The 11729-nt window shown below is 37.5% G+C and carries 9 protein-coding genes; 3 read left to right on the top strand and 6 right to left on the bottom strand.

What is annotated here, in order from left to right:
• Positions 1-91 precede the first annotated feature (91 nt).
• Both rsmA and rnmV read right to left on the bottom strand, forming a co-directional pair.
• Positions 92-946, bottom strand: coding sequence for a 16S rRNA (adenine(1518)-N(6)/adenine(1519)-N(6))-dimethyltransferase RsmA (gene rsmA, locus LKD20_RS08605; protein ID WP_227721495.1), 855 nt, complete (start codon positions 944-946; stop codon positions 92-94).
• A 13-nt stretch (positions 947-959) separates the two neighbouring features.
• Positions 960-1487 (bottom strand): ribonuclease M5, encoded by a 528-nt coding sequence (gene rnmV, locus LKD20_RS08600; RefSeq protein WP_119207310.1) that lies wholly within the window; start codon positions 1485-1487, stop codon positions 960-962.
• A gap of 104 nt (positions 1488-1591) precedes the next feature.
• Here rnmV and LKD20_RS08595 point away from each other — a divergent pair, with 104 nt between their 5' ends.
• From LKD20_RS08595 to msrB, 3 genes are all read left to right on the top strand, one after another.
• The gene (locus LKD20_RS08595; protein ID WP_227721494.1) at positions 1592-2530 is read left to right on the top strand and encodes a LysR family transcriptional regulator; all 939 of its coding nucleotides are present in this window, start codon (positions 1592-1594) and stop codon (positions 2528-2530) included.
• Positions 2531-2919: 389 nt separating this feature from the next.
• Complete coding sequence (locus LKD20_RS08590; RefSeq protein ID WP_227721493.1) at positions 2920-4041, top strand: 5-methyltetrahydropteroyltriglutamate--homocysteine S-methyltransferase; 1122 nt, start codon at positions 2920-2922, stop codon at positions 4039-4041.
• The gene (msrB, locus tag LKD20_RS08585; RefSeq protein WP_227721492.1) at positions 4042-4980 is read left to right on the top strand and encodes a peptide-methionine (R)-S-oxide reductase MsrB; all 939 of its coding nucleotides are present in this window, start codon (positions 4042-4044) and stop codon (positions 4978-4980) included. It abuts the gene before it with no gap.
• 124 nt (positions 4981-5104) lie between these two features.
• On the opposite strand, the gene LKD20_RS08580 is transcribed toward msrB, so the two are convergent.
• The 4 genes from LKD20_RS08580 to ppx all read right to left on the bottom strand — a co-directional run bounded on the left by LKD20_RS08580 (position 5105) and on the right by ppx (position 11728).
• Positions 5105-6082 carry a resuscitation-promoting factor gene (locus LKD20_RS08580; protein ID WP_227721491.1) on the bottom strand — a complete coding sequence of 326 codons (978 nt, stop codon included), beginning with the start codon at positions 6080-6082 and terminating at the stop codon, positions 5105-5107.
• A gap of 426 nt (positions 6083-6508) precedes the next feature.
• A complete protein-coding gene (gene ppk1, locus LKD20_RS08575; RefSeq protein ID WP_227721490.1) occupies positions 6509-8626 on the bottom strand; it encodes a polyphosphate kinase 1 in 2118 nt (705 codons plus the stop codon).
• Complete coding sequence (locus tag LKD20_RS08570; RefSeq protein WP_227721489.1) at positions 8616-10181, bottom strand: Ppx/GppA phosphatase family protein; 1566 nt, start codon at positions 10179-10181, stop codon at positions 8616-8618. The genes ppk1 and LKD20_RS08570 overlap by 11 nt, the downstream gene beginning before the upstream one ends.
• Complete coding sequence (gene ppx / locus LKD20_RS08565; protein ID WP_227721488.1) at positions 10181-11728, bottom strand: exopolyphosphatase; 1548 nt, start codon at positions 11726-11728, stop codon at positions 10181-10183. Before ppx ends, LKD20_RS08570 begins: the two co-directional genes overlap by 1 nt.
• Position 11729 lies beyond the last annotated feature (1 nt).

Genomic DNA, 11729 nt, shown 5'->3' with positions numbered 1-11729 from the left:
GGTGATTTGCATAACTATGACAAATTATCTTTCAATGATTGGGATTAAAGTACCAACACGTTTTGTCCTATAACCCTCTTTTTACATTATTCTATTTAATTAAAGCCGCCCATGCATTGGCTATATCAGCAAACTCTTGAAGGGTAAAAGTCTCCCCTCTTCGTTGACCATCGATATTGGCTTTTGCTAATAACTCTTCGATTCTATCTTTTGATAAGCCCGTTGTTTTCATTGTATTAGCGAATGTTTTCCGTCGTTGCGCAAAACCAGCTTTCACAACCCGGAAGAATAGTTTCTCATCAATAACATCAACAGGAGGCTTGTCACGCAATACACAACGAATAACAGAACTGGTTACAGCTGGAGCCGGCAAGAAAGATTTAGGCGGTACATCAAGCACAATATCAGGCTCAGTATAGTACTGTACAGCTACAGATAATGCACCATAATCCTTTGTGCCTGGCTTAGCCACCATACGCAAGGCCACCTCTTTTTGCACCATTACAACAAGGCGTTCTATGGGTAATTTACTTTCCAATAGAGACATAATAATAGGTGTTGTAATATAGTATGGCAAATTAGCAACCACTTTAAATGGTTTATGGTTCATAATGGTTGGCACATCGAGTTTCAACACATCACCATGGACAATACGTACATTGTCATAAGAAGCCAAGGTAGTATCTAGAACCTCTAATAAGCGACGGTCTAACTCAATGGCCGTTACATCAGCACCACTTTGTGCTAACCCCTGTGTCAATGTGCCAATACCAGGACCTACCTCTAGTACAGGTTCACCAGGTGTCAATTCCGCAGCATGTACAATTTCGTCTACAATACCTCTCTTAATAAGAAAGTTCTGCCCTAATTTCTTACTCATTTTAATATCGAAGCGTTTACATATATAATGTACTACTTCAGGGCTTGCAATTACTGATTCTAACATCTTAACTCCTATTTTAACTATTTACAGCCTCTTCAAAAGCATCTCGACTTATACCATAGTGATTTAAACGGTATAAAAACTGTTTCCCATTGCCATAACCAATGCCTAACTTAGCCCCAATAACCGCACGGCGAGCAGCACTATCAGGCATACCTGATAACCCATGACGAACTAGATCTACCATAGAAAATTCGTTAGATGATTCCAAGGATTCTACATGTAATGTGGATAAAGCCTTTCTAATGGATTCTGGAGATGCTTGTTCTATGCCAATATCATCATTTGCAAACGCTTCATCACGAGGGACAAAAGCATGCTGTGCATTAGGGAATTTTTTTGTTAATACACGACGAATTCTCTCCCCTGCTGTATCAGGATCGGTTAATATGATAATACCTCGCTTTTCATAAGCTACACGAATCATATCAATAACACCTTTACGAAGTGTAAAACCCTCTGTAGCAATACAGTCTGCTTCTACGGCTTGTGCAATACGTTGTATATCAGATTTTCCTTCTACTACGATGACTTGTTTAAGCATAGGTCCTCCTTTATTCTATTAGTACATTGTAACATATATATAACATTGCTTAAATACTTATAATCGAGTAGTATAGGTAGTGTAATATATAAAAGGAGGCCATTATGACCTTACAACAATTAAAGTATGTCACAACAATTGCAAATATAGGCAGTATTAGTGAAGCTGCTAAGAGACTCTTCGTGTCTCAACCAAGTCTAACAAAGGCTATTAAGGAATTGGAAAAGGAAATGGGCATTACCATTTTCGACCGTACCAATAAAGGGATTACTGTTTCTAAAGAAGGGGAACGTTTCCTCGGCTATGCACGCCAAGTACTAGAGCAAGCCGCTTTATTGGAAGAGCAATATAAAAGCCAAAGCGGTGGTAAAAAACAATTCTCTGTTTCTACGCAACATTACTCCTTTGCGGTTAACGCCTTTGTAGAGCTTTTAAAAGGCGCAGGCATCGATCAATATGATGTATCCTTACGAGAAACTCAAACCTATGAGATTATTGATGACGTAGCTCATATGAAGAGTGAGATTGGATTGCTCTATTATAATGATTTTAATAGACCTGTACTAGAGAAATTAATTCACACTAATGAATTAACATTTACAGAGTTATTTACTGCACACCCACATATTTTCATAGGCAAAAACCATCCACTAGCTAATAAAAAGGTTGTATCTATGGACGAATTAGAGGAATATCCATATATCTCCTTTGAGCAAGGCGATCACAACTCTTTCTATTTCTCTGAAGAAATTTTTAGTACCGTTGTACGACCAAAACATATTCGTGTACGCGATAGAGCTTCCCTCTTTAGTTTATTGCTTGGTCTAGATGGATATACCGTATCTAGTGGTGTTATCGATGAAGAAGTAAATGGTGAGAATATTATCTCTGTTCCTCTCGCCGAAGAAGGTTTGATGCATATCGGTTACATTACCAATAACAAAATGCATCGCAGTCGTTTAGGGCAAGAATATATTCAAGCCTTAGAACAGTATGTAGGCAACTACGGTAGACATATTAAACTACCTGAAACAAAAGAATAATATTGTAGGATTCTTGATTATAGTTCAACTACTCTACATAATAGTGTAACTTTAAATAAAAGCACTCTCGATTTTGAACTGTACCTCGAAAAATTGTGTCCAATTTTTGGGGTGCAGTTCATTTAGAGAGTGCTTTTTAATATATGTAGGGAATCTAACTGCTAACAACTAAACCAAAGAAAAGCATAGGATAAGATATACCACAACTGAGTTGATACTATATTAACTTTCATATCTCGATATAACTGAAGCACAAAAATAACCCTCTGATATAACTTAAAACTATATACAACATCAATATATTGATATTTTTATATATGCTCATCCTTAGTTATAATAAACCTATCGAATCTATCGGTTTTACCGTTTATATAAGGAGGATTTTATTTATGTCCAAACAATTAGCACCATTCCATTTTGATATCGTAGGTTCCTTCCTACGCCCAGCAGAATTAAAAGAAGCTCGTGAAGCTTTTACAAAAGGAAATATTACAAGAGAAGAGCTAACAGCTGTTGAAGATCGTCTTATTACAGACCTCATTCAAAAACAAAAAGCTGCAGGTCTTCCTGTTATTACTGATGGTGAATTCCGCCGTGCATACTGGCACTTAGATTTCATGTGGGGATTCAATGGCGTAAAAGAAATTGAACTTGAACACGGTTACAAATTCGTTGGTCAAGAAACAGCGCCAGGCTCCCTCGCCCTTACTGGTAAAATTACAGGTACTAACCATCCATTTGTAGAACATTTCAAATTTATAAAACAATTTGAAGATGAACATACTACAGCTCGTCAAACAATTCCTGCGCCATCCCAATTCTTAGCTGAATTATTCCGCGAAGATAATGGTATCACAACACGCTCCTTCTACCCTGATTTAGAAGAATTAATTCAAGACATTGCTGCTGCATACCGTCAAGTAATTAAAGACCTCTATGAAGCAGGTTGCCGCAACATCCAATTTGATGATTGCACTTGGGGTATGTGCTGTGACCACGCTTACTGGACTGGTCGCCAAAAAGATAAAAGTGTTACTATTGAAGGCGAAACAGCTAAGTACCTACGCTTAAACAACTTAGCACTTGAAGGTCGGCCTCATGATTTAGCGTTCACAACGCATGTATGCCGTGGTAATTATAACTCTACTTGGGCTGCTAGTGGTGGTTATGAACCAGTTGCACCAATTCTATTCGCTAAAGAAAATGTAGATGCATACTATCTAGAATTTGATGATGACCGCTCTGGTGGCTTTGAACCATTGCGTGAAGTGTCTCCTAATAAAAAGGTCGTATTAGGTCTTATTACATCTAAACGTCCAGAATTAGAGGATAAAGAGGTTATCAAAGAACGTATTAAAGAAGCTACAAAATATATTCCACTCGATAGACTTTGCCTATCCCCTCAATGTGGCTTTGCATCTTGTGAAATCGGCAACCAATTGACCGAAGAGCAACAATGGGCTAAACTTGCATTAGTAAAAGAAATAGCTCATGAAGTTTGGGGTGATTAAATGAACGAACATACTATATATTTAGGCGGCGGTTGTTTCTGGGGCCTTCAAGGGTATATCAGAAAAATCTCTGGCGTGATTTCCACTGAAGTAGGCTATGCAAATGGTCCTACGGAAAATCCAAGTTATGAAGATGTCTGTCATGATAGCGGTCACGTGGAAGCACTAAAGGTTACATACGATGCAGATGTACTTTCCTTAGATCACTTAATTCAATACTTCTTACGCGCTATCGATCCATTCAGTATTAATAAACAAGGTGGCGACGTAGGCATTCAATATCGAACTGGTATTTACTATATAGATAAAGCCGACAAAACTATTATTGAAAGTACCTTGGCTCGTGCGCAATCCTTCGAAGGAAAGCCATTTGCTATTGAAGTATTACCTCTATCTAATTACTACTCTGCAGAGGAATACCACCAAGATTACTTAGATAAAAACCCTAATGGCTATTGTCATATTCCACTAGGCCTATCTGATGAACCACTTGTAGATGACAACGCCTATAATAAGCCTTCCGAGGAAGAGCTCAAGTCTTTATCTCCGCAAGAGTTTGAAGTTACACAAAACTCTGCTACAGATGCACCATTCAGTCATGAGTTAACTGATGAATTTAAACCAGGTCTTTATGTAGATATCACTACAGGAGAACCCCTCTTCGTGTCCGACCATAAATTTGAATCTCACTGTGGTTGGCCTAGCTTCACAAAGCCAATCGCAAAGGATGTTATTAAATACTATCAAGATGACTCTCATGGCATGAATCGGATTGAAGTTCGCAGCCGCATTGGTAATGCCCATTTAGGCCATGTATTTGAAGATGGCCCTAATGGATCACTTCGCTACTGTATCAATGGATCATCTTTACGATTTATCCCTAAGAATGAATTAAAAGGTACAAAGTACGAATATCTAATTCCATATATCGAAGACTAAAAAAGGACGCCTTAATCATAAGGCGTCCTTTTACTATATCTATTGTGATTACTTACTTACTGAGCTAAGTAGGTCCAATAAAAAAGAGGATATATCTTATAGATATACCCTCTAAATCATCATATTAGTCCAATACGTACACTGTAACATCTTGGCGACCAAAGTCCATAGCCTCACCATAAGAGTCCATTACAAGGTCAATTTTGTTACCCACAATGGCACCGCCTGTATCGGCAGCAATAGCTTCACCGTAACCAGGGATAAATAAACGTGTACCCAATGGAATAACATCTGGGTCAACCGCTGCAATACCGCGTACTGCAGGTACACCCGTTGCCGTAATACCAGCACCATCACCATCGCCAGCAAGGTAAGCCGAAGCTTCCATTACGATAGCACGAGATGAGCGACCAGCAATATTACGGGATGTAGTCACTTCACGAGTACCTTCTTTAATAATAGTAGGTACCATTTCGCGTTGTGTTACTTTAGATACGTCATTTGTTTTAATAACCGTACCATTACTATATAATGTTTCACGTTGCACTCGTTCTAAACCAGGTTGGCCAACTTGAACAACCTCTTCTTCACCTTGTGCCATTGTATCATCTTTTTGACGAATCACTTGAATAGGAATCTCTTGATCTACTGTGGATAAAGAACGGCTTGTTACTTGTGCAATTGTAATATGTGTACCACTTAATACAGAACCATTTGCATCGCCTACTACAGCGTAGTTAGGCATTTTGAAACCAAGTTCATTAGCAACGCCTTGTGCAGTTGTTTCTGTTGTGAAAACAGCTCTAGTCTTACCATTAACAGTTACATAAACTGGAATGGCACGTACAACAGTTAATGTTGTACCATTTTGAACAGATGTTGAGCTGGAAATAACTTTATCATTTGGATTTAATTTAACCCCGGCATCGCGTACGATACCTTCGTTAGAATTTAAATGCGTTCTAACAGTGTGCGCTGCACCATCTACCATAACGGTAACGGTTTTATCATTATAAGAAAAACCTGTCATAGTTACAGCTGTTACAATCAATCCAGCAACAACAGACGAAATATATCGTTTGTGTGTCTTATGAATTCTCATATTGTAATCCCTCCTGTAATGTAATTATTCTACTACAGATAGATATAACCTGTCAAACGCCAAAGGTTAACAATAAGAGATAAGCCTATATAAATACTGGTTTTTCATTAATATTATTTTCTATATTTTTACAAAAAGTCCACTGCATGCGTACATATCTATATTTTTTAATACTATACAATATATTCCGAATTGTGTACATATATACGATACCACTACCATATATAGTATGCTAGGATTTTTTATAATATAAATTGTATTTTTATGTGTTTTTCAATTGTTACCAAAATTTTCTACATATCAGAAAACTTCATTTTTATCTCATTTTTAAATATGTATACATGTAAAAAAGCCTGTAAAAACAGGCTTTTTCAGTATTATATAAATGTATTAAAATTCATCATTCAACACTATGTATGAATTTCATCATTTATTCATCTTAAACATTGGTTGTAAACGCTCAATGACGGTCATCGATTCCTTGTGTTCTCGAGCAATAGCTTCTTTCATAAGTTCCTCTTGAGCAGAAATTGGATGTTCTCTATCATTAATTTTACGATACGAGCCATCTGCTCTCATAATATGAGCTTTTAAGGTATCTTCTAAATATAAATCTAAAATACCTTTAACGCGCTCCTTATGACGTTTATCTTCAATAGGAATCATAAGTTCTACACGTTCATTTAAATTTCTCGGCATCCAATCTGCACTAGATAGGAATAGACTTTCATTCCCCCCATTACGGAAATAGAATAAACGATGATGTTCTAAGAAACGCCCTACGACGGAACGAACCGTTATATTATCACTAACACCTGCAATGCCAGGCCGTAGTGTACAGATACCACGAACGATAAGATCAATACGAACACCTGCAGCAGAAGCTTCATATAGTTTAGCAATGACTTCTTTATCGAGCAAGGAATTCATTTTGCCAATGATATATGCCTCTTCTCCCTGTTTTGCGAATTCGATTTCACGGTCAATCAATTCCATTATCTTTTCCCGCAAATTTAAAGGGGCTACAATAAATTTATTCCAAATTGGAGGATCGGAATAACCAGAAATTAAATTGAAGAAGCGAGATGCATCGTCGCCATATTCGTCATTACATGTGAATATGCCACAGTCCGTATACATTCGTGCTGTCTTGCCATTATAGTTACCTGTAGCTAGGTGAACATAACGCCTAATACCCGCATCTTCCCTGCGAACAACCATGGTAATCTTGGAGTGAGTTTTAAGTCCTTTCAAGCCATAAATAACATGGCAGCCAGCCTTTTCTAGACGGCGTGCCATATGAATATTATTTTCTTCATCAAACCGTGCTTTAACCTCCATAAGTACGGTTACTTGCTTTCCATTATCAGCCGCTTTTATAAGTGAAGCTATAATAGGCGAATCGCCACTGACGCGATATAATGTTTGTTTAATAGCCAATACATCTGGATCCGTAGCTGCTTGTGCTATAAATTGTTCTACCACCGCAAAAGACTCAAAGGGATGGTGAACAAATAAGTCTTGCTTTCCAATAACAGAGAATAGACTTTCCCCTTCATGATCTACTAATTCACTAGGAAGTTTAGGTTCAAATGGAGCATAACGAAGATGATCGAGACCTGGATAATTGCAGAAATCAAAATACATACGACAATCAAGATGACCATCTATACGATATACATCCTTTGGCTCTAATTCAACACTGGTGAGTACAAAGTCTAACAGATTATCCTTTACATCACCACAAACCTCTAATCGTACCGCATCACCACGACGTCGACGACGCAAAGATGCTTCTACCTCAGAAAGCAAATCTGTTGCTTCTTCTTCATCAATTTCTAAATCCGCATCACGAGTTATACGGAACACCATAAAATCTTCTATACCATAACCTTGGAAGAATTGAATAGCATAATATGTAATCACATCCTCCAAATATACAAAGCGATGTTCCTTATTGCTACGGCTAGGTATTTCAATGATACGATTTAGTACAGACGGAATTGGTAAGATTGCAATTTTATAATCTTTTGTACCATCTGGCAATACTTGAAAAATACGTACAATGGCATTAATAGTATGGTTTGTTAAAAATGGAAATGGATGTCCAGAGTCAACGGCTAGAGGTGTTACAACCGGGTAGATATGTTCTTCAAAATAGTGCCGTAACCAAGCCTTTGATTTTACGTCTAACTGATCTGGATAGGTAAAATAAAATCCATGAGATTCTAATTCACACAATACATTCTTTAAATATGTACTTTGCATCGATACGAGGCGCTGTACAGACTCATCAATAGCCTTTAACTGTGCCTTAGCATCCATATGAGCCGCATCGTACTTAACAATACCATTAACCACTTGATGACGTAACCCAGCCACACGAATCATAAAGAACTCATCTAAATTAGAGCTAGCAATAGCAATAAATCGAAGTCGTTCTAATAAAGGAGTATTAGTATCAATAGACTCTAATAAAACGCGCTGATTAAACTTTAACCAAGATAATTCACGGTTAAAATAATACTTTGCATTACTGAACATGACGGTCCCCTCCCCTTACTAGTACAATTTCCATACCAAATATCTCTGTAAAATATTCCGAATCACGGTCAAAGGTCCACCATTCTAATGAAATATCCTCATTAGTACGACAGAATACATAAAGTACATTATCTCGTTCTTCTAATGTTACTTCAGAGATTTTTTGGTTACTACCTGCATCGAGTGCACAAGCAACCCGAATGATGGCTACCAGCTTGGTAACTTGAATTTTTTGTAATTCTGTTAATGCATTGAAATATGCGTCGTCATCATTTGGAGTTCCCTTGTAGTGGTAATACACAACATTAGCAACTACTTGTTTTTCTTCTTCTGAAAGGCCAAATATATCTGTCCCCATTACAATATGATACGCATGCTCTCCATGATTTCGTAAATTAACGAACTTGCCTACAGAACAAAGAATGGCTGCAATACGACATAGATAGCCCCACCGTTCTGGTAAACCTTTATGTCGCAATGCTTTACAGAATAAGGAGCTAAATCGCTCTACCTCGGCATCATGAATTCGGTCTGTATGATATCTTGCAGCAACAGCACGCGCTAACTGTGCATTTTGTTCACGCAATTGATACATAAACGGATTATTCTCGGTTTCCACACCGTAGAACCAACTAATGCCTTGAGAGAATGAAAAGCTACTGAAAATTAATGATTTAGGTTCTATGGCTGTAATGATTTCATTAAATAAAATCATGGTAGGCATTAAAATATTGGCCTTATATTCAGGTAATTTATAACGATTCATCAACTTGGTAGCTGTCACACCGTCAAAAGAATTGATAAGCCCTTTAAATCGTTCTGGCTCAATAGTAATAATGTCTTCTTTATTATTTTCTTGTCCCATTAAATGAGTCATATATTGCGCCTCATCACCAGATAAGACGATACTATTAATATTGAAAGTTTGTAATTCTTCACGAAGGGGGCCAATCATACGATGTAAGTATTCTGTAATAGCCCTTGGGAATGATATGGAAGATCGTTGATTTCGATTAAATGACTCCATAACCCGTAAGGACCCACTATGCATATTGCGTTGGAACAATAAATTCTCACCACGCCAAACCGTTAAGCCTACCCCACCAGATGTAATATCCAAGAATAATGTTGCCTTAGTAGGATCTGTCAGTTTATATTGATGCGTCATCTTGTAATATAGCAAAGCATATTTGTAATATACCTCTTTCGGCATATCGATGACCTCAACGCGCATCCCCGTTTGAATATAGATTTGATCTAGAATACTACGACGATTAGCGGCTTCGCGTATTACGGTCGTACCATATAGTTTAGAACGACTCACGCCATAATCTGCCATTAATTGCTTATAACCTTTTAAAATATGACAGATTTCTTCAATTGTTTTAAAGCTCAAGCGAGATGTTTGAAATAATTCTTCCCCAAAGGTTACCTCCCGCGCCGCATAATCTATAACACGTACATCATCTATGCCTTTATATTCTAATATGGTAATACTCATGCTACTGGATCCCACATGTAGTACTGCATATCGTAATGTTTTTGGTAATGCCATTATGCCTCCTTACGAGATTCATGCCATTCTATTTCTAAGGATTTCTCGAATTCTTTTTTAAATGATTTTGAAAGTTTTTCTACCGCCGTTCTAGTGACACTCACATCGCGTCCTTCTAAATAGAACACTTTTATGACTACACTAGTGTATTTAATATTTACCTCTAACTGTTTGATAAATTGTTCATGGCTTTCATCAAGAGCCTCTGCAATCGCTAAAATAATAGAAAGCTTTTGACCTAATGAGCGTTGTTCTTGATCTAACAATTTACCATATAAGAAATTCTTATATTCCTTTGGCGTCAATCCATGAGAATTCATGACTAAGAATGCACTAAACGCCTGTTCAACATGAGAAATCCCATATAAATTACTATTGACGAGCATATAGCAGCCATGACGAGCATGACTATAATAATTAACTCGTTTACCTATATCATGCAACAGTCCCGCTGCAATCAAACATCGTCTAAAATTCTTATCGGCCTTATGGAGTGGCTCTAATGCATCATATAAAGTAGTGGCTAATTTCGTAATATACTTAGCATGCACGAGCTCATGCTTTATCATACCTAATAGTACATTCTCTGCAGAATGAACTAGAATATCATCGATTATAGAATTTCCGCCTAAATAGTACTCACCGTAATAATCGTAGAATAAACCTTCACGCAAACCACAACCGCCTACAACAAGGGTCTTAGCATTTACATAGTTAAACAGCTCATCCACTATGGTGAGTCCTGCAATAATAATATCTGCACGTTCCGATGATAAGCCACTAATTTTTTTACGGGCCTCTAAGGATTTACCTTTTACATCTTCTAAGATTTCGTGAAATCTATGATATGGTAACTCATAGTTATGTAGTTTCGTAATGGGATATGATAACTTACGTTGATCTATTTTTGCAATATTACGAGCTGTACCGCCAATACCTAATAGAGGAAGCTTCACATTATGAAGCCAATAATGTTCCTTAATGGTTTTCTTTACAGCCTTCGTCATTTTTTCTAGTTCTTTAGGGGTATACTCATCGCCCTTTTGATAGGTTCCAGTTAAGGTAAGTGCCCCTATAGGTAGACTAACAGCTTTCACAATATGTCGATTTTTTACTAGCGTTACCTCTGTACTAGCACCGCCTAAGTCAAAAATAATAAAATCTTTAAGGCCAATCGTATTGATAACCCCAAGGAATCCAAGGCGCGCCTCTTCTTCACCAGCAATACATTCTAAATCTAGACCTGTTCGTTCTTTTACGGCTTTAATAAAAGCATCCCCATTTTTAGCTAGACGTACTGCAGCCGTAGCAACAGCTTTTATGGTATCTACCTCCATAGCGTCAGCCATATGAACAAAGCCTTTTAAAGCACGCAGAGAGCGCTCCATTGCCTCATTTGTTAACTCATGAGTGCCCCACATATTTTCACTTAAGCGGACACTCTCTTTTTCTTGATATATGAGACGATAACTACCGGTCTTAGAAATCTCATAAATGACAAAACGAACGGAGTTGGATCCTAAATCTATAAATGCAATACGTTTCATG

Source organism: Veillonella fallax, assembly GCF_020687175.1.
In the GTDB taxonomy this organism is placed as follows: domain Bacteria; phylum Bacillota; class Negativicutes; order Veillonellales; family Veillonellaceae; genus Veillonella; species Veillonella fallax.
Note: the sequence above shows the minus strand (reverse complement) of the source record. Positions and strands in the feature narration are given on the sequence as shown.

Bases quoted from the DNA above. Each gene is read 5' to 3' on its own strand.
- LKD20_RS08580 (WP_227721491.1), bottom strand. From the start codon at position 6,082: ATGAGAATTCATAAGACACACAAACGATATATTTCGTCTGTTGTTGCT.
- rnmV (WP_119207310.1), bottom strand. From the start codon at position 1,487: ATGCTTAAACAAGTCATCGTAGTAGAAGGAAAATCTGATATACAACGT.
- LKD20_RS08590 (WP_227721493.1), top strand. From the start codon at position 2,920: ATGTCCAAACAATTAGCACCATTCCATTTTGATATCGTAGGTTCCTTC.
- msrB (WP_227721492.1), top strand. From the start codon at position 4,042: ATGAACGAACATACTATATATTTAGGCGGCGGTTGTTTCTGGGGCCTT.
- LKD20_RS08595 (WP_227721494.1), top strand. From the start codon at position 1,592: ATGACCTTACAACAATTAAAGTATGTCACAACAATTGCAAATATAGGC.
- ppx (WP_227721488.1), bottom strand. From the start codon at position 11,728: ATGAAACGTATTGCATTTATAGATTTAGGATCCAACTCCGTTCGTTTT.
- ppk1 (WP_227721490.1), bottom strand. From the start codon at position 8,626: ATGTTCAGTAATGCAAAGTATTATTTTAACCGTGAATTATCTTGGTTA.
- rsmA (WP_227721495.1), bottom strand. From the start codon at position 946: ATGTTAGAATCAGTAATTGCAAGCCCTGAAGTAGTACATTATATATGT.
- LKD20_RS08570 (WP_227721489.1), bottom strand. From the start codon at position 10,181: ATGGCATTACCAAAAACATTACGATATGCAGTACTACATGTGGGATCC.